This is a genomic window from Mesonia profundi, assembly GCF_031085155.1.
GTDB lineage: Bacteria > Bacteroidota > Bacteroidia > Flavobacteriales > Flavobacteriaceae > Mesonia > Mesonia profundi.
This window is the reverse complement of record NZ_JAVHUL010000014.1, coordinates 53,832-71,974: the sequence shown is the minus strand read 5'-3', so window position 1 is coordinate 71,974 and position 18,143 is coordinate 53,832. Positions and strand designations below refer to the sequence as shown.

At 34.9% G+C, this 18,143-nt stretch carries 21 protein-coding genes and 2 tRNA genes; 11 read left to right on the top strand and 12 right to left on the bottom strand.

The window, feature by feature from the left end; translation table 11 throughout:
* Positions 1 to 258 precede the first annotated feature (258 nt).
* From RBU60_RS07045 to RBU60_RS06990, 12 genes are all read right to left on the bottom strand, one after another.
* The gene (locus tag RBU60_RS07045; protein WP_407660195.1) at positions 259 to 1,572 is read right to left on the bottom strand and encodes a DUF3570 domain-containing protein; all 1,314 of its coding nucleotides are present in this window, start codon (positions 1,570 to 1,572) and stop codon (positions 259 to 261) included.
* A gap of 13 nt (positions 1,573 to 1,585) precedes the next feature.
* Positions 1,586 to 1,798 carry a DUF4266 domain-containing protein gene (locus RBU60_RS07040; protein ID WP_308864039.1) on the bottom strand — a complete coding sequence of 71 codons (213 nt, stop codon included), beginning with the start codon at positions 1,796 to 1,798 and terminating at the stop codon, positions 1,586 to 1,588.
* A complete protein-coding gene (locus RBU60_RS07035; protein ID WP_308864038.1) occupies positions 1,795 to 2,691 on the bottom strand; it encodes an FAD:protein FMN transferase in 897 nt (298 codons plus the stop codon). Before RBU60_RS07035 ends, RBU60_RS07040 begins: the two co-directional genes overlap by 4 nt.
* Positions 2,692 to 2,776: 85 nt before the next feature.
* The gene (locus tag RBU60_RS07030) at positions 2,777 to 3,217 is read right to left on the bottom strand and encodes a thioredoxin family protein (protein ID WP_308864037.1); all 441 of its coding nucleotides are present in this window, start codon (positions 3,215 to 3,217) and stop codon (positions 2,777 to 2,779) included.
* A 384-nt stretch (positions 3,218 to 3,601) separates the two neighbouring features.
* Entirely contained in the window at positions 3,602 to 4,294 is a 693-nt protein-coding gene (locus RBU60_RS07025) for a P-loop NTPase family protein (protein WP_308864036.1), read from the bottom strand.
* A gap of 10 nt (positions 4,295 to 4,304) precedes the next feature.
* The gene (locus RBU60_RS07020; RefSeq protein ID WP_308864035.1) at positions 4,305 to 4,970 is read right to left on the bottom strand and encodes a hypothetical protein; all 666 of its coding nucleotides are present in this window, start codon (positions 4,968 to 4,970) and stop codon (positions 4,305 to 4,307) included.
* Between the two features lie 4 nt (positions 4,971 to 4,974).
* The gene (locus RBU60_RS07015) at positions 4,975 to 5,244 is read right to left on the bottom strand and encodes a helix-turn-helix domain-containing protein (protein WP_308864034.1); all 270 of its coding nucleotides are present in this window, start codon (positions 5,242 to 5,244) and stop codon (positions 4,975 to 4,977) included.
* A gap of 133 nt (positions 5,245 to 5,377) precedes the next feature.
* Positions 5,378 to 6,226 carry an RteC domain-containing protein gene (locus RBU60_RS07010; RefSeq protein ID WP_308864033.1) on the bottom strand — a complete coding sequence of 283 codons (849 nt, stop codon included), beginning with the start codon at positions 6,224 to 6,226 and terminating at the stop codon, positions 5,378 to 5,380.
* Between the two features lie 100 nt (positions 6,227 to 6,326).
* Positions 6,327 to 7,568, bottom strand: coding sequence for a site-specific integrase (locus RBU60_RS07005; RefSeq protein WP_308864032.1), 1,242 nt, complete (start codon positions 7,566 to 7,568; stop codon positions 6,327 to 6,329).
* Between the two features lie 239 nt (positions 7,569 to 7,807).
* Positions 7,808 to 7,882 (bottom strand) — tRNA-Pro (locus tag RBU60_RS07000).
* Positions 7,883 to 7,906: 24 nt separating this feature from the next.
* Positions 7,907 to 7,990, bottom strand: a tRNA-Ser gene (locus RBU60_RS06995).
* 132 nt (positions 7,991 to 8,122) lie between these two features.
* Positions 8,123 to 9,373 (bottom strand): NAD(P)/FAD-dependent oxidoreductase, encoded by a 1,251-nt coding sequence (locus RBU60_RS06990; protein ID WP_308864031.1) that lies wholly within the window; start codon positions 9,371 to 9,373, stop codon positions 8,123 to 8,125.
* A 71-nt stretch (positions 9,374 to 9,444) separates the two neighbouring features.
* Between RBU60_RS06990 and RBU60_RS06985 the strand changes: the two genes are divergently transcribed.
* The 11 genes from RBU60_RS06985 to RBU60_RS06935 are packed head-to-tail and all read left to right on the top strand — an operon-like array spanning position 9,445 to position 18,140.
* Complete coding sequence (locus tag RBU60_RS06985) at positions 9,445 to 10,983, top strand: HAL/PAL/TAL family ammonia-lyase (RefSeq protein ID WP_308864030.1); 1,539 nt, start codon at positions 9,445 to 9,447, stop codon at positions 10,981 to 10,983.
* 4 nt (positions 10,984 to 10,987) lie between these two features.
* Positions 10,988 to 11,719, top strand: coding sequence for a 3-oxoacyl-ACP reductase FabG (gene fabG, locus RBU60_RS06980; protein ID WP_308864029.1), 732 nt, complete (start codon positions 10,988 to 10,990; stop codon positions 11,717 to 11,719).
* Positions 11,720 to 11,724: 5 nt separating this feature from the next.
* Complete coding sequence (locus RBU60_RS06975) at positions 11,725 to 12,948, top strand: beta-ketoacyl-[acyl-carrier-protein] synthase family protein (protein WP_308864028.1); 1,224 nt, start codon at positions 11,725 to 11,727, stop codon at positions 12,946 to 12,948.
* A gap of 17 nt (positions 12,949 to 12,965) precedes the next feature.
* Positions 12,966 to 13,211, top strand: coding sequence for a phosphopantetheine-binding protein (locus RBU60_RS06970; protein ID WP_308864027.1), 246 nt, complete (start codon positions 12,966 to 12,968; stop codon positions 13,209 to 13,211).
* A 5-nt stretch (positions 13,212 to 13,216) separates the two neighbouring features.
* The gene (locus RBU60_RS06965; protein ID WP_308864026.1) at positions 13,217 to 14,098 is read left to right on the top strand and encodes a lysophospholipid acyltransferase family protein; all 882 of its coding nucleotides are present in this window, start codon (positions 13,217 to 13,219) and stop codon (positions 14,096 to 14,098) included.
* On the top strand, positions 14,095 to 14,538 hold the full coding sequence (locus tag RBU60_RS06960) for a hypothetical protein (RefSeq protein WP_308864024.1): 444 nt from the start codon (positions 14,095 to 14,097) through the stop codon (positions 14,536 to 14,538). The genes RBU60_RS06965 and RBU60_RS06960 overlap by 4 nt, the downstream gene beginning before the upstream one ends.
* Complete coding sequence (locus tag RBU60_RS06955) at positions 14,535 to 14,978, top strand: acyl-CoA thioesterase (RefSeq protein ID WP_308864023.1); 444 nt, start codon at positions 14,535 to 14,537, stop codon at positions 14,976 to 14,978. The genes RBU60_RS06960 and RBU60_RS06955 overlap by 4 nt, the downstream gene beginning before the upstream one ends.
* Positions 14,975 to 16,111 carry a beta-ketoacyl synthase N-terminal-like domain-containing protein gene (locus RBU60_RS06950; protein ID WP_308864021.1) on the top strand — a complete coding sequence of 379 codons (1,137 nt, stop codon included), beginning with the start codon at positions 14,975 to 14,977 and terminating at the stop codon, positions 16,109 to 16,111. Before RBU60_RS06955 ends, RBU60_RS06950 begins: the two co-directional genes overlap by 4 nt.
* Complete coding sequence (locus RBU60_RS06945) at positions 16,108 to 16,698, top strand: hypothetical protein (RefSeq protein WP_308864020.1); 591 nt, start codon at positions 16,108 to 16,110, stop codon at positions 16,696 to 16,698. The genes RBU60_RS06950 and RBU60_RS06945 overlap by 4 nt, the downstream gene beginning before the upstream one ends.
* Complete coding sequence (locus tag RBU60_RS06940) at positions 16,695 to 16,946, top strand: phosphopantetheine-binding protein (RefSeq protein WP_308864019.1); 252 nt, start codon at positions 16,695 to 16,697, stop codon at positions 16,944 to 16,946. The genes RBU60_RS06945 and RBU60_RS06940 overlap by 4 nt, the downstream gene beginning before the upstream one ends.
* Entirely contained in the window at positions 16,947 to 18,140 is a 1,194-nt protein-coding gene (locus RBU60_RS06935) for a beta-ketoacyl-[acyl-carrier-protein] synthase family protein (RefSeq protein ID WP_308864017.1), read from the top strand.
* The last annotated feature ends 3 nt before the right edge of the window (positions 18,141 to 18,143 follow it).

The following is an 18,143-nucleotide window of genomic DNA, read 5'->3' as shown; positions in this document are numbered from 1 at the left end:
TTAAAAATAATAACGCTCTTAAAATGGCGCTATTAGAATAGTATTTTTTAGAATTACGGGGTTGTGCAACGGTTACCATTGTTGTGCATAGTGCTTTTCACGTTCTACTTGGTTTTCCGATGTTTGTTATTTAGTTCAAATGTGTGCGTTGGCGAGACTTACTCTTTTGCAATTTTTGGCGTTGCGTTGGCTGTAGCGAATTGCGAATGTGTATGGCTTTGAGTGTTGGCTTATAACAAATAAATATTCAATATTTTATTAATCCATTACAAACTTAAATCCTGCAGTAATAATACTAGAACTAAAAGATGTATCTCTATCGTACTGATAAAATTTTAAATCAATACTTTTTAGACCTAGTTTCCAAATATGTGCCTTTGCGAAAATATCTGTATAAGACACTCCAAATCCAATTTGGTTAGCAGAATATTCGGAAAGGTCATAATCAGAAGTATAAAAGTCATCGGTAGATAAAGCACTTTCATAAGGTCTAAAATAATCGGCTTCTGTTTGGTTATAAAATCTATAAGATGGATACAACGTAAACTTATCTGTTATTTTAATTGGAACTTCAATACTTGCAGTATGTGAAGATATTCCCCAATCATCAAAATAATAGCGATAGAATGTTCTTACTGTAAATGTTTCATTTAAATACCAATTTAAACGACCACCAACAGCAACTTTAAATCTTGAATCTGGCAAACGCTCAATTGCATCTGCAAGTTGAAAATCATCTATAAATGAATCCGCTACATCACTAAAATACACTCTTTGAAATGGTGTAGATAATAAACCGTCTTGTTTTACAAAATCTAATGCTAACGAACCTTGTACATTCTTGTGAAGAATTTGAGAGAATCCAAAACCTAAAGAATAAGAATTACGTCCTTCATCTTTAAACTCACTAAATCTAGGATTGTAATTTGTGTTCCCTGTAATTGTATTTTGCGTGAACAAACTATTGTTTAAACCATTACCGTTCTCTCCAAACGGTCTTAATTCGGTTGGGTAAATGGCATTCCAAGTATCGATATAAACATTTGCGTTTACACTTAACTCTGTATTCTTTTCGTTAAATAATTTTGTGTAACTACCACCAAAACCAGCTGAAAAATAATCGTATTCTGATGAAATAGATATTTTTGCAGACCAAATATCATTTCTATCGTCAGAGCTATGACTATAACTTCCAGTTAAATTTGCCCAAAGGTCGCTACTTGATGCGCCAGAAGAAGCTTGAAATGGGTCTGCTGGTCCATCATCAAAAGGATCAATATTACTTGAAGAAGCTGATGTGTATGCAGAAACTCCTGCATCAATGGTTAATACATCATCATCATTTAAAGGTATTGAAACGACAAAAGTTCCTGTAATATCTGTTAATTCTTCAGTACCTATTCCACCACTTACCGCGGCATTGTCGCCATCTTGAGAATAATAACTTGTTAGAAAATCTACTTCAGTAGTTTCTAATACACGTTTTTTATAAACTTTGGTTGAGTCTTGTGTTGCTTGCGAATATGATTTAGCAAAAGCAAATACGCAGAATATTAAAATTATTTTTTTCAAATTTCTAGTTTTATTAGTTACAGCCACAGCCTCCTCCAGTTTTTCCTCCATTTGCTCCAACAGCTGCTTCACGATAGGAATGCATCGTAGAAATATTTTGGTCAGCTTTCTTGTCTGCCAATGCCATATCTGGGTCATTTATATTTACTTTTTCGTATTCTTTAACCACAACGCAACTACTAAGACAAGTAGTAATTAATGTAGCACATATAAATTTTTTAATCATAATTTATCTATTTCTATATTCTTTGATTTCGTGATATTTCCTTTATCATCGATGATAATACATTCTATTTTTGGCAATTGATTAATGCGGTCTAAACCAGCTTCTTTTCCCATAACAAATACTGAAGTTGCTAGTGCATCTGCCAATTCTGCTTTTGGCGCAAATACGGTTACACTTATAATTCCGGTAGAAGGATATCCAGTTCTTGGGTCAATAATATGTGTGTATCGTTTACCATTAAAGTTTACATATTTTTCATAATTTCCAGAAGTAACTACAGCTCCATTAGTAATAGGTAGTAATGCAAAGACTTTATTTTTATCCATTGGGTTTGTAATAGCAACTTTCCATTCATTTCCATTGGGTTGTTTTCCCCAAGTATTCATATCTCCAGAAGCATTAATAATTCCAGAACTTACACCTTTTGAAATAAGAAGTTTTTTTGCTTTATCAGCTGCATAGCCTTTTCCAATAGCACCAAAACCAATTTTTATTCCTTTTAATTTAAGAAAGACAGTACTATTCTTTTTATCTAAAACAATGTTTTGATAGCCAACTTTTTCTACAGAAGCAATTATTTCCTCTTTTGAAGGCATTTTGGTCATACTGCCATCAAACTTCCAAATTCTGTCCATTGAAGCATAGCTAATGTCAAAAGCTCCATCAGTTAATTTTGAAAGGCCTATTGCTCTTTCAATTAAATCAAATAGTTCTTTGTCAACTTTCACAGGTTTAATTCCTGCATTGCGATTAATTTTTGATGTTTGAGAATTATCATCCCAAGATGAAATTAATTTTTCAATTCTTGAAATTTCTGCTACGGCAGTATCAATATATTTGTTTGCTTGTATAGAATCGTTTGCCACAACAGTAATGTCAAACCGACTACCCATTAGTTTGAGTGTTCTCTTATATGATTGTTGTGCTGCACAACCTATTATTGAGAATAAAAGTAATAATGTGATTAGATGTTTCAAGTTACTTTGTAAAAGCGTTTAATTCTTTAATATAATTTTCTGGTGTAGTCTTTTTATAACTACTTTCACCTAACACTTTGCCTTTAGAATCAAGTACTACAACAAAAGGAAAAAAACCTTGTTTATTGTATTCTTCAGCAAGTAATACATTTGCTTTTTTTTGTGATTCTGACAATGTATTTTTCTTTCTTCTCGGAAAATCTGCCTTTAGCATCACATAATTTTCTTTTGCATACTTTTTAAAAGTATCTGTACTCCAAATTTCTCTGTCAAGTTTAATACAAGGCGCACACCAATCTGAACCTTGAAATACTAATATTATAGGTTTACTTTCTTTGGATGCAATTTCTTTTGCAACGTTAATATCTGATTGCCATTCTTGAGCCATTGTTGTACTTACGCAAACAACCATTACTAATAATGCCACAATTATTTTTTTCATTTTAAAATTTATTTAGTATTCATAGTAAACAATTAGACCAATACCTATTAACGAATGCACTATTTTTTTGTTGTATGAATAGCTCATTTTTTTCAGTTTAATATTAGCATCAATTTGAGCGTTGGTAAATAAACTGCTCTTTTGTTTTTTTTGTGTTGGCCGATGTTTCGAAAAAAAACAAATGTGCTGTTTGAGCATTGGCTTTTTTTAGTTCAAATGTTGATGTTTAGCACGATTTTCCGCATTATGCACAACTCGTTATATCAATTCAAAAATACACTTTTATAATTAATAGCTTCGGGATAACGAGTTAATCATATCTGATTATGAAAATGGCTCCTTCATTATAGTCAGCTTCAAGTTTAGGAGAATGATCATCGTTGCTCAACTTCTTTTATCATCACTATTGGGATCAAATGAAATTAAATTAAACATTTCTCGCATTCTTGAGCGGACCCGATTACCGTATTTCTCTTCCAACTCGTCTGCATTTAAATTTGTAGTAGCGTGGGTTTTTAATTGAAGGCCTCTGCTTTTTAATTTATTTGCCTTGAGGTACATTTCGTATCGGGACAGTAGAATTTCTCCAATTACATTACATTCTTTACCAAAATGTTTTCCGGTTGGTTCCACACCAATATCATCAAAACAATAATGTGAAGAGTCGCCATAATTTTGAATCACTTTGTAGCCTAAAAAATTAAAGCTAAAGGTGACATTTCTTGCCGGTATCACTTGGTAGCTGGGTAGGTGGGGAGTGATGTGTTTTAATAGTGTGATTATGCTTGTTTTGCCACAACCTATTGGGCCAGTTAATAATAAACCTTTTTTAGTGTCAATGTTATATTTTTTGCAATAATTTGGATCGGCAATACGGTAACAAATAAGTTTATGAAGAAGAGGTAAATCGATTTTATAAATCTTGAAGTGTTCCCCAAAAAGAGATTTTCCCTTAGCAATAAGGAAATAAACTATCTCTGCGAAATCATAATACAACATTTCATTTTTAAATTTTGCAATTTGGTAAGTTTCCTTATTCACTCTAACTATGCCTGGTTGTGATTTTAATTTTTCCATAACTTAATTTTTATAAAGGTTTATCGTACACTTTTTTGGTTTCAGAATGCAGGTATGTTTTTGATTCTGTATTTTTTGTATTGGCTTTTAAAATCCAATTGTCTGCTGCAGGGTTCCAATCTTCAATTGTTTGTCCGTTAATTTTCCATCCTAGACTTTGGTAATAATTATAAAACTGGGTTGCTTTTTCTTTTTTTTGAATTTCTGTAAGAAATTCAAGACTCTTATGGTTTGAAAAAAATGCAAGAATTGATTGTTTTAATTTTTTTTTGTCTTTAAAAAAAACATTTGTATTTTGTTTATTATTGTTTGTATTGTGTTTCCTTTCATGTACCAGCGCTTGTTTAGGACTTGTATATGACTTGTTTACCACTTGTTTAGGACTAGTACAAAAATTGATAAGGATAATTTTAGAGCCTCTAAACCTATTGTGAGAAGGATAGTACTCTACATATTTAAATTCATTTAACTCTTTAATACATTTATGGTATGTAGTTAATGAACCAATTTTAGCATCTCTCATCATTTCATTTCTATCTACCTGAAACTCTTTTGGAAAATGCAACGTATTGGCAAGATTGAACAAGGCCATATAAAGACTTATATGGGATGGATTTAAACGTGAATCTTTAGCGAAATTGCTAAAAACCCCGTTCAACTGTAGTATGTAATTCATACTACTAATATTTATGTTCTTTACAGGCTTTTAGGATTTCTTCTTTGTTGTAAAGAATGACACCACCTAGTTTAATAAAAGGAAGGGTGCCATTTATTCTTAAATTTTGAAGTGTTCCTGGACTGATTTGAAGTAACTCCATTACCTCAGCAGATTTTAAGAATTTTGTAGTTTCCTTTTTAGGTTGTACTTTAGAAATGATGGTCTTCATTTCTTCAATTAATTCCATCTTAAATTCACGTAAGTCATCTGTGGTTAAAATTGTTGCTGGCATAATTACTGTTTTTAAGTTATACATTGTTTATACTGATTTGACAATCGTATGACAAATGTGAGCAACAATTATGATGTAAAAAGGGTGCTACCCCATAGACACCCCAATAAAAAATATAAAAAAGAGGTATTTATTAATCTTCAGAAGCAATTTTACTTAATAGACTCAATTTTAAGTGATCTAAAAATTTGGTCGTGTTACGGGATCTATATTTAATTTTTTGATAAATATTGGAATGGTTTTTAATTTTGATACCAAAAACTTGTTCGACAACTGAAATCATTTGATTTAGCTCTTTTGAGCCATTATTGATGGCTCTAGCTGCTTTTAAAGAGTAAATGAGCTCTACTAGATCTGTAATAGAAGATGTCCAGTTAGAGTCTTTGTAAATTATAGGTTTATGCGTGTTATTATCTTCTCGGCTTTTTTCCCTTATTAATGTAATGGCTAAATATTTTAAATGAGATTCTAAAATTTCATATTTTATAAATTTAGCATATATATTATCATGACTGGTAGAGAATTCAGGGTCTGAAAAAAAATGAGTGGTGTCTAAAATACTTTCAATTCGTTCTGTTTGTCTAACGAAATAATAATGATCTAAGCTTGTTTCTTTGTTTTTATAATACCGGTAAAACTCTACGTATTTAAGTCGTTTAGTTTCAATTTGACACATTTCCATTTTAAGGTATTTTTGTTTAATCTTAAAGCTTGTTATAGGGAAATGTAGCTCTAACCTGTAGATGTATACAAAAAACTTTAAATATCCATTTACAGCAGGTTTAATGGATTTAAAAAAATGAATTTCCCCCTCTATAGTGTGAAAATCATGTTTGCGTAATAGCACACGTAATTCCTGCAAATTTTCTTTAGAATACGTAATTCCTTTTCGAATTATTTCTAAATCTCTTAGATCTTCGCCCATAATTATTTTTGTGCCATCCATAAACTTGGTGTAGCAATTCAGAATATCCTGATGCATAAGAGAGGGTTTTGCAATTATTCTACTTAAAATTATAAAAAAATATGTTAACAGATAAGATTAAATGTTGTTAATTACGATAATTCACATCAATTAGTTGTTATTTAGCGTTTTTTCTTAGGTTATTTGCAATTCTTAATTTGGACTTTAGCACATCCATATCTTCGCTAATTTTATTTTCTAATACCCTTGCATATATTTGAGTAGTAGCTAACTTAGTGTGTCCTAGTAGCTTTGAAACGGTTTCAATGGGAACTCCATTGCTTAATGTAACGGTGGTTGCAAACGTATGACGGGCCACATGAAAGGTTAGGTTCTTGTTTATATGACATTCTGTAGCAATGAGCTTTAAATATTTATTACATTTTTGATTTGAATAGACTGGAAGTACTTCTTCTTTATCTTTCATTGGTTCAATGTAGGTTTTCAAAATCCGCAATGGGATATCTAAGAGTGGGATTTTAATAGTTGTATTGGTTTTTTCTCTGTGCGTGAAAATCCATCTGTTACCATCAATTCCCAGGTGTATTTTGTCTTTGGTTAGTTTCTTAATGTCTATCCAAGAGAGACCTGTATAGCAAGCAAAAAGAAATACATCTAAGGTGTTTTTAAGTGTCTGGTTTAACGGTCTATAATTTTCAATGGCTTCTAATTCATTTTTAGACAAGAAGGCTTTATCCACTTTATCAAAATGAAGTTTGAGGTTTTTGAATGGATCTTTTTCTACCCATTCTAGTCTTACAGCTAGTTTTGATATTTTTTTTAATCTTTCTAAATGTTTCATTACACCGTTATTGGATGGTGTAGGGGAGTGGTTCTCGCTTTTGTGATTTCTTAAGAAGTATTCAAATTCAGTGATGAATTTATAATTGAGTTCAGTTAAGTAAATGTCTTCGGTTTTAAACTGTACTTGTAAGAATATTTTTAAAAATCTAAGGGTAGAGTGGTAATTTTTTATGGTTCCTGGCTTTAGATTGTAGGCATATTTAGAGTTGTGGTATTCCACGAGTTCTATGAGTGTTTTTGATTTTTCATCTTGGCCAAGGAATCTTGCTTTGATTTTCTGGGCAGAGATTACCACTTTTTCTTTCTCAAGTTCTTTCTGGGCATCCAATAAACCAAAATACATTTGATCTAAGTATTGGTTTATTTGTTTTGCTTCTATAGAGTGGCCTTTTATTCTGCCTGAACTATAGTTCCAATTTTTCTTTGCGGTTTTACGGTGCGTGGAAATGTGGGCTCTAACGCCATTGAGGGTTATCCTTGCATAAATAGGATTAATAGTTGAATTCACTATAGATTTTAAAGTGAATAGTACTGAAAAGGTATTGGGATTGCTCATAATACTTATGTTTTCGAGTTAAACAAACTTCTGAAAACGACTGTCAAATCAGTATTACTCTACAATATAATGATCTTTATTTAGGTATCCTAATAGGTACCCGAATAGGTATCCGAATAGGTCTCATATTATATCATTTGGAATGATTTAGGATGATTTCCTAAAAACAAAAAAACCCTTATAAACATAGTGTTTATAAGGGTTTGGACTTATTTAGCGTAATTCTATGAATTACTTAGTCGGGGTGGCAGGATTCGAACCTGCGACCTCCTGCTCCCAAAGCAGGCGCGATGACCGGGCTACGCTACACCCCGAGGTGTACTAATTTTGGAAAGTAGCGGAGAGACAGGGACTCGAACCCTGGCGACAGTTACCCGTCGACAGATTAGCAATCTGCTCCATTACCACTCTGGCACCTCTCCGTTATATTTATGAACTTTCGCTTTCGTATTGCGGTTGCAAATATAAGACGTCTTTATCTTCTCGGCAAGCTTTTCAGAGAATTTTTTTGGCTTTTTAGAGAAGTATTTTTTAGTGTTCTAGCTATGAGAATTTTATGTCTTATTATTTTTCTGATTATTTTCCATATCTATTAAATGGGCGATGTTTTTTACCAAGCGATCGTGCTTTTTGACAAAAGGATTTTCTTGATTCCATACATAACCGGCTAACACAGCACAGACTTGTTCTTTGATTTCTAAGTTGTGTTCTTGGTGCATGATAATCTTTTGTAAATTCCCATTATACCATTCTTTGACGTAGGTAGAAAATACTTTTACACCTTCCTGCATATGATCTACATAGGCTTTTTGCCAGTCGACTTCTTTTTCTGCTAATTCTTTGATGATGAGCTTAGCTGCCAAAAGACCAGATTCTGTAGCAAAAGAAACCCCCGAAGAAAATACAGGATCTAAAAATTCGGCGCTGTTGCCCGTAAGTACAAATCGGTTTCCATAGAGTTTAGTCACATTCTTTGCTATATTTTTCACCTGTATAGGCTCAAATAAAAATGGAAGCTCTTTAAATTGTGGATAGTATTTTTCGGTAAAGGAAAGCATTTGAGTAAATTGTTCGGTAGTAGTTCCTTTAAATTGATCAAACCACTCGGTAGTTGCCACGAAACCGATACTCGTATTTCCGTTAGAAAAAGGAATGTACCAAAACCACACTTCTTGTTCTATAATATCAAAAGTGATGGCTTCGCCTTCAGAGCCATCGGGTCTTCTAAGGTCTTTTACTTGGGTGAAAATAGAAGAATGTTGCGGAATTCTAGGAGCAGCTTCCAAATCTAGAATTCGGGCTAAAACCCTGGCAAAACCACTAGAATCTATCACATATTTAGCTTCCAACTCATAAACTTCTTGTTGTTTATTTTCAATAGTCAAAGTGGCATTTTCTTCCGTAAAGCTAACATCGGTTACTTGAGATTCAAATTCAATTTTTACTCCTTTACGAATGCATTCTTGGGCTAGAGTATGATCAAAATGATCTCTAGGCACTTGCCAAGTCCAATCCCAACCTTCTCCAAATTTTTTACTGAAATCAAAATCACTTACTAAACCATCTTTAATAAAACGAGCTCCAGTTTTAACTTGATAATTTTGTGCTTTAAGGCAATCTAATAATCCTGCTTCTTCAAAATTATCCATACATCGCGGAATAAGGCTTTCGCCAATACTATAGCGAGGAAACTTTGACTTTTCAATCACTTTCACCTCAATCCCTTGCTGTTGCAAATAAGAAGCAGAAACAGTTCCCGAAGGGCCCGCTCCAATAATGGCCACGTCTACCTTTTCTTTTTTCATTCTATTTTGTTTGCTTGGTAAATATACTACATTTGCGAAACTAGAAAGATTTTAACAAACTTTCGCATATTATGATAGCAATTAAAGAAGAGATTACATTTCAGGACTTTTATAAGATTTTATTTGAGAATAAGAAAATTTCTTGGGATTCATCCATACAAGATAGGGTAGAAGAAAGTTTTACTTTTTTACAAGAGTTTGCCAAAAACAAAGTGATCTACGGGGTAAACACCGGGTTTGGACCTATGGCTCAATATCAAATAGAAACTCAAGACCTAACTGCCCTACAGTATAATCTTATAAGAAGTCATGCTTCGGGCGCTGGGAAGATTATGGAGCCTTTGTATGTAAAATCTTTAATGTTGGCGCGTTTAAATACGTTAAGTCTAGGGAAATCTGGAGTGCATCAAAGCGTCATCGAAGTGATGACTCAGCTTTTAAATAAAGAGATTACTCCCTTAATTTTTGAGCATGGCGGAGTAGGAGCAAGCGGAGATTTAGTGCAATTGGCACACTTGGCTTTGGTTCTTATTGGGGAAGGAGAGGTTTTTTATCAAGGAAAACGCTGCGATACACAAGAAGTTTTTAAGCAAGAAGGAATACAGCCTATTCAAGTAAAAGGTAGGGAAGGACTGGGACTTATGAACGGAACTTCAGCTATGACGGGAATTGGAATTGTGAATACCATTTACGCTAAACGTCTTTTAAACTGGTCGGTTTTTGCAAGTTCGTTAATCAATGAATTGGTAGAAGCTTATGATGATCATTTTTCTGAACAGCTTAATGCCGCCAAAAAGCACAAAGGACAACAAGAAATTGCAGGATTAATGCGGACTCATTTAAAGGATAGCGGACGTATAAAAAGTAGGATTCAGCATTTGTATAATCCCAAGGAAGAGAAAGTATTTAAAGAAAAAGTACAAGAATATTATAGTTTGCGTTGTGTGCCTCAAATTTTGGGACCTATAAAAGATACGATTAAAAATACAGAATCTATTTTGATAGAAGAAGTAAATTCTGCCAACGATAATCCTATTGTAGATGTGGCTTCACAGCAAATATATCACGGAGGGAATTTTCACGGCGATTATATCGCTCTAGAAATGGACAAGTTAAAGTTAGGTATTACCAAACTGAGTATGTTGGCAGAACGACAGCTTAATTACTTGCTCAACGCTAAGCTGAACGAACTTTTTCCGCCATTTATCAACTTGGGGACTTTAGGACTTAATTTTGGAGTTCAAGGAATGCAATTTACAGCAGTTTCGACGACAGCAGAAAATCAGGCGCTATCCAATTCGATGTATATTCATAGCATTCCTAATAATAACGACAATCAAGATGTGGTGAGTATGGGAACCAACGCGGCAAATATGACCAAAACGGTTATTGATAATGCGTACGAGGTATTGGCAATTCAGTTGATTGCATTAACCCAAGCAGCTTATTTTTCCGAAAAGGGAAAGAAATTATCATCGGCTTCTGTTTCTATTCTTGAGCAATTAAAAGAAATCGTTCCTCCTTTCAAAACGGACGAAGCTATTTACCCGTATATAAAAAAGGTAAAAGAGTTTTTATTGGAAAATGAAGCTTACCGCGAAAAAAAATAACAACATGAAATACGCAATAATTACTGGCGGTTCTAGAGGTTTAGGGAAAGCCATCGCTTTACAATTGGCAAAAGATTTAAATTACCATATTCTTTTTACTTTTAAGTCTAATCAAGAAGCGGCTCATAACGCTAAAGCGGAAATAGAGGCGTGCGGAGTAGCATGTGAGGCACTTCAATTTGATGTGGCTAATAAAGAAGCAACCACTCAATTTTTTGATGCGTGGATGAAAGAAAACCCCGATGCGCAAATAGAAGTGGTGGTGAATAATGCTGGAATCACTAAAGACGGACTTTTTATGTGGATGCCAGAAGAAGATTGGAATAGCGTGATCCAAACCAGCTTACAAGGTTTTTATAATGTGACGCAATATTTTTTAAAATCTTTACTAAAACAACGCTACGGAAGAGTGATTAACATGGTTTCCTTATCTGGGATGAAAGGCACGCCAGGACAAACCAATTATTCTGCCGCAAAAGGAGCGGTAATTGCTGCTACCAAAGCTTTAGCGCAAGAAATCGCCAAAAGAAAAGTAACGGTAAATGCGGTGGCACCAGGTTTTATCCATTCAGATATGACTAAAGATTTGGATGAAAAAGAGTTGAAAAAACTGATTCCTGCCAATAGATTTGGAGAAGCACAAGAAGTAGCCGATTTGGTTAGTTTTTTAGCTTCCAAAAAATCTTCATACATTACAGGGGAAGTCATTAATATAAACGGAGGAATTTATTCATAAAATTTATGCGAAGAGTTGTCATTACAGGTATGGGAATTTATTCTTGTATAGGAACCAATCGAGAAGAAGTGACTGCTTCTTTGCGAGCGGGAAAATCTGGAATTAAATATGATGAAAAACGAAAAGATTTTGGTTATAGATCGGCGTTAACAGGAGTGGTTCCGCCGCTCAACCTTAAAAAAGAACTCACCCGAAGACAACGCATTAGCATAGGAGCCGAGACAGAATACGCTTATGTAGCCTCCCAACAAGCATTTGAACAAGCAGGAATAGATCAAGAATTTTTAGATACCCAAGAAATAGGAATTCTTTTTGGGAACGATAGTACGGCCAATTCGGTGATAGAAGTTACCGATAAAATTAGAGACAAAAAAGATACGACCTTGGTAGGCTCTGGAAGCGTTTTTAAATCGATGAATTCTACATGCAGTATGAATTTGGCTACCATCTTTAAACTCAAAGGAATCAATCTTACCGTAAGTGCGGCTTGTGCTAGCGGTTCTCATAGTATTGGAATGGCTTATTTGCTTATTAAGCAAGGCTTACAAGACTATATTCTTTGTGGCGGAGCTCAAGAAATTAACGAGTATGCTATGGGGAGCTTTGATGGTTTAGGTGTTTTTTCTCCACGAGAAAATGAGCCCCATAAAGCAAGTCGGCCTTTTGATAAAGATAGAGACGGATTAGTGCCTAGCGGCGGAAGTGCTGCTTTATTCCTCGAAAGCTATGAGTCGGCTGTAAAAAGAGGTGCCACTATTTTAGGAGAAGTTACCGGCTATGGTTTTTCTTCTAATGGCGATCATATTTCTACGCCCAATCAAGAAGGACCAGCGCGAGCGATGAAACGCGCGCTAGAAATGGCAAATATTTCTGCCGAAAAAATTACTTATGTCAATGCCCACGCAACTTCTACGCCCATAGGAGATACCAATGAAGCCAAAGCTATTCACGAAGTTTTTGAAAAGGGAAAACCCTTTGTAAGCTCTACAAAATCGATGACAGGGCACGAATGTTGGATGGCTGGTGCGAGTGAAGTGGTCTATTCTCTACTTATGATGCAAAACGATTTTATAGCTCCCAATATCAATTTAGACGAGCCCGATGAAGATTCTGCCAAATTAAATTTAGTTAAGGAAACGTTAAACGCAAAAATTGATGTATTTTTGAGCAATTCTTTTGGGTTTGGCGGAACCAATTCTGCTTTAGTCATCCAGAAGGTAAAGCAATAACAGTAAAATCTTAATCAATGGAAAGAGGTGAAATCATTTCAAAAATAGATGATTTTTTGGTGGATGAGTTCGAAGTAGAACAAAGTGAAATTTCAACAACAGCGAATTTAAAAGATACGTTAGATTTAGACAGTTTAGATTATGTAGATTTAGTGGTCGCCATTGAGTCTAGTTTTGGAATAAAGCTTTTAGGAGAAGACTTTGTGAATATTGATACTTTTGAAGACTTTTATAGTCTTATCGATACCAAGCTTAAGCAGTAACCACCATGGCAGATTGGAAAGGACAATCTAAGGGCAGTGTTCTAGGATATAAAATTTTTATATTTTTTATTAAACACCTTGGTCTAAGAGCTGCTTACGGTCTACTTTATTTTGTGGCATTCTACTTTATTTTTTCTTCGTATACCACAAGTAAAAACATCTATAATTATTACCATAACCGACTAGAGTTTTCTAAAATGAAATCCTTAGCAGGAATTTTCAACTCTTATGTGCAGTTAGGTAAAACCTTAATAGATCGGGTTGCCGTAACGGTAGGACTTAGAAAAAAATTTACTTTTGAGTTTGATGGAATTCAGCATATAAAGAAACTGATAGAGGAAGGCAAAGGCGGGATTATTTTTACCGCACATATTGGCAATTTCAATATCTCTAGGTCTTTCTTTACGGAAGTATCCAGTGAACCTATTCATATCAATATGGTGGTTACAGATACAGAGCATGAACAAATCAAGAGTTACCTTAACTCTGTAACTGGAGAAACGCATCTGAAGCTTATTGTCATCAAAGATGATATGTCTCATGTATTTAAAATTAACGATGCGATTCAAAATAACGAATTATTGGTTTTTGCAGCAGATAGGAGTGGAGAAGGAAAGCATTTAAAAGCAGATTTTCTAGGAAAAGAAACCGAGTTTTTTCAAGGCCCCTTTAAGCTGGTAGCCCAAAAGAAGTTGCCTATCTTATTTGCCTATATTATGCGAGAGAAAAATTTCCATTATCACTTTTACGCGAGAAGATTTATGCCATCTAAGTACTCGACTCAAGAAATTTTATTGGGATACACTCAGTATTTAGAAAAAATGGTAAGAAAATACCCTGCGCAATGGTTTAATTTTTACGATTTTTGGAAAGAATATAAATCATGATAAAAGAGCTCCTTATAGAATCTGCATTAGTGCAACAACTTATTCCACAAAAACAACCTTTTGTGATGCTAAGCGCATTGTATGAGGCCAATGAAGAGCAGGTGCTAACGGGTCTTAAGATAGAAGAAGATAATATTCTTAATCAAGAAAACTATTTTTCTGAAGCGGGTCTCCTAGAAAATATGGCGCAAAGTATCGCCTTGCAAAAAGGCTATCTCGATTACCTCGCCCAAGAGACCAAAATAGAAATAGGTTTTATTGGGGCGATTAAAACAGCGCATATTTACCGTATTCCTAAAGTAGGTGAAGAAATTTTCACAAAAGTCAACTTCATACAAGAGTTTATGGGTATTAAATTATCTAAAGCTGAAGTATTAGATGCAGCGGGAAATATGATCGCCTCCGCGGAAATAAAAACAGCAATAGCTCCTTCTTCATGATCAAAGAAAGATTTAATTCCCAGCCTACCAACTTGGTAAATGAATACCAAGTGCGGGTTCGTTTTAAGGACTGCGATCCTTTGCAGGTGGTTTGGCATGGCAATTACATCACTTATTTTGAAGATGGGAGAGAAGCTTTTAATCGCTCGTACGGCATTCCTTATATGAAAATGTACGAAGAAGGTTTTGCAACTCCAGTCGTAAAATCCTATTGTGAGCATAAGCTCTTTTTAAAATATGAAGATGTAGCTACCGTAAAAACTACATTTTACAATACACCAGCGGCTAAAATTCATTTTAAATACGAAGTTTTTAATCAGCGGAAAGAATTGGTTTGTACAGGAGAAACCGTTCAGGTGTTTACCGATAAAGAAGGACAACTTTCATTAAGCATTCCCGACTTTTTTAGAAAGTGGAAAGAAAAACATGGGCTGGAATGAGAAAAGTTTACTTAGAGAATCACCAAATTGTATCTCCGCTAGGTTCCACTTCCCAAGAAAATATAGAAGCAGTAACTCAGGGCAAATCTGCCATGCAAAGCTATCATTCTCCGTTTATGGGAGATTATGTAGCAGGAAAGATTTCTGAAATTAAACTTCAAGAGCGTTTTAAAAGGCTGGAAAATGCAGAAGCTTATACCAAATTAGAGAAAATGATGATCTTGGCAGTTGCTGAAGTGCTTCAAGCGCACCAAGAAATTCCGAAAGAAAAAATAGTTTTTATTATTGCCACCACCAAAGGAAATGTAGATGCCTTGGCGGAAGAAAATCCGTTTTCAAAAGAAAGAGCAAAGCTTCCTCAACTTGCAAAAAGACTTCAGCACTATTTTAAATTGCCTGAAACTCCAATTGTGGTTTCCAATGCCTGTATCTCTGGCGGACTTGCAGTTAGTGTTGCTAAAAAATTAATTCAGAATAAAACCTATGATCACGCAGTGGTAGTGGGAGGAGATTTGGTAAGCGAATTTACCTTAACGGGATTTAATTCTTTTCAAGCTTTGGCGAAAGGAGTTTGTGAGCCTTTTTCAAAAGATAGAACAGGAATCAATATTGGAGAAGCTGCAGCAGCAGTTTGGGTGACTTCCGTAAAGCCAAAAGAAGAAGCAATTGAGATTATAGGAGAAGCCACCGCCAACGATGCGAATCACATTTCGGGGCCGTCACGAACCGGAGAAGGTTTATATCTAAGCGTTCAAAAAGCGCTTCAAGAAGCTGGTATTTTAGCGAGTGAAATTGATTACATTTCGGCTCACGGAACGGCGACGCTTTTTAATGACGAAATGGAATCTATAGCTTTTCATCGTTTGGGATTACAACATACTCCGTTGAATAGTCTAAAAGCTTATTACGGTCACACTTTGGGTGCTTCCGCTTTATTAGAGCTTATTTTTAGTCAAGTAAGTTTGCAGGAAAATAGAGTTTTTAAATCTTTAGGTTATAAAAATCAGGGGACTAGCAAAGCCCTTAATATGATTACAACCACAGAGCATAAGTCTTTACAAATCGCTTTAAAAACCGCTTCAGGTTTTGGGGGTTGTAATTTTGCCATGCTTCTAAAAAAGGAAACGGAATGAAAAGAGACTGGTACATCACTTCTTCCGTAAAGCTAAAAAAGCATCAAATTTTTAAAGATGACGAGCTTATTTTTAAAACAGAACCCCATATTTCTACGCAAGATTTTTTAAAAGAAGCCTATCGTTTTTTTGGAATCAATTATCCGAAATTTCATAAAATGGATGTGTTATGTAAGCTGGGAATGATTGCGAGTTGTGTTTTAAAAGAAGAATATCCTAAGGATACCGCTTTGGTTTTTCAAAATGCTTCGAGCAGTGAAGTGAGTGATACTCAACATCAAGAAAGTATTCATAATTTCCCATCTCCAGCGACTTTTGTGTACACCTTGCCCAATATTGTGATGGGAGAACTAAGTATTAAACACGAATTGCAAAGCGAAAATGCGTTCTTTGTAGCAGAAGATTTTCAGGCGCAATTTATACAGAATTATACGCAGTCTTTATTAGAGCAAAAAAAAGCTTCAGCAGCCATTTGCGGATGGTTAGAAGCGAATTTGGATGATTATTACCTATTTTTAAATTATATTGAGCCCCGCGGAATGCATATTTTTTCCGCAGAAACGCTATTAGAAAAATATACCCAATGAGTGATTTACGTTTAGAACTAAAAGAAAAGATTATAAAACAACTTAATTTGGAAGATTTAAGTGTGGAAGATATACAAAATGACGACTTTTTATTTGGAGATGAAATAGGCTTAGATTCTATTGATGCACTCGAATTAATCGTGATGTTGGAGAAAGATTTCGGCATTAAATTAACCGATCCGGCACAAGGAAAAGAAGTTTTTACCAGCATAGAAACCTTGGCGCAATTTATTGAAAAGAACGCATAGATGAAATCGCCCAAGATTGTCGTTACGGGAATGGGAATAATCTCCGCTATTGGAAAAGATGTGGAAGAGAATTTTAGTGCCCTAAAACAAGCTCAATCGGGAATAGGAACTATCGAAATTTTAGATACGCTTCACCAGCAAGAATTTCCTGCAGGAGAGGTTAAATGGAAGAACGCAGAGATTGCTGATTTCTTACAACTTCCTAAAAAACATCATTTTACACGTGCTGCCTTATTGGGAGCCTATGCAGCGAAACAGGCTTTACAACAAGCGAATTTAACATCTCATCTAAAGGATGTAGGTTTTGTAAATGGAACCAGCGTTGGCGGAATGGATAAAACCGAACAGCTTTATCATCAATTTAAGGACCACCCAGACAATTTTCCTTTTATAGAAGCACAACATCCCGGTTTTACCACCAATGAGATGGCAAATTATTTGGGAATTAACGGAACGGTTTCTACCATAAGTACCGCCTGTTCTTCTGGTGCGAATGCCATTATGATGGGCGCCAGACTTTTAAAACAAAAGCGATTAAAACAGGTATTGGTGGGCGCAACCGACTGTCTTTCTAAATTTACCTTAAACGGATTTCATTCGTTACGAATTTTATCTTCAGAACTTTGTCAGCCTTTTGATGAACAGCGAAAAGGGCTCAATTTAGGAGAAGCCGCAGCTTATTTGGTCTTAGAAACCGAAGAAGAAGCTCATAAACGGGGACAACCTATTTTGGCTTACCTAGAATCTTATGCGAATGCAAACGATGCACATCATCAAACCGCATCTTCGGCAACAGGTGAAGGTTCTTTTCTAGCGATGCAAGAAGCCTTGAATGCAGCAGAGTTACTTCCGAAGCAAATTGATTACATCAACGCTCACGGAACGGCAACACCTAATAATGATCTTTCGGAAGGAATGGCAATTCAACGACTTTTTGAAGAGATTCCGCGAGTAAGTAGCACCAAAGCTTTTACAGGACATACCTTAGCTGCTGCCGGAGCGATAGAAGCCGTGTATTCTATTTTAAGTTTACAAAATCAATGTGTTTTTCCTAATTTGAACTTAAAGGAACAGATGAAGGACTTAAAATTTTCTCCGCACACCACGTTTACGAAACAGAAAGTAAATTATGTACTTTCTAATTCTTTTGGTTTTGGAGGAAATTGTTCTAGTTTAATTTTTTCTAAAGCTTAGTTT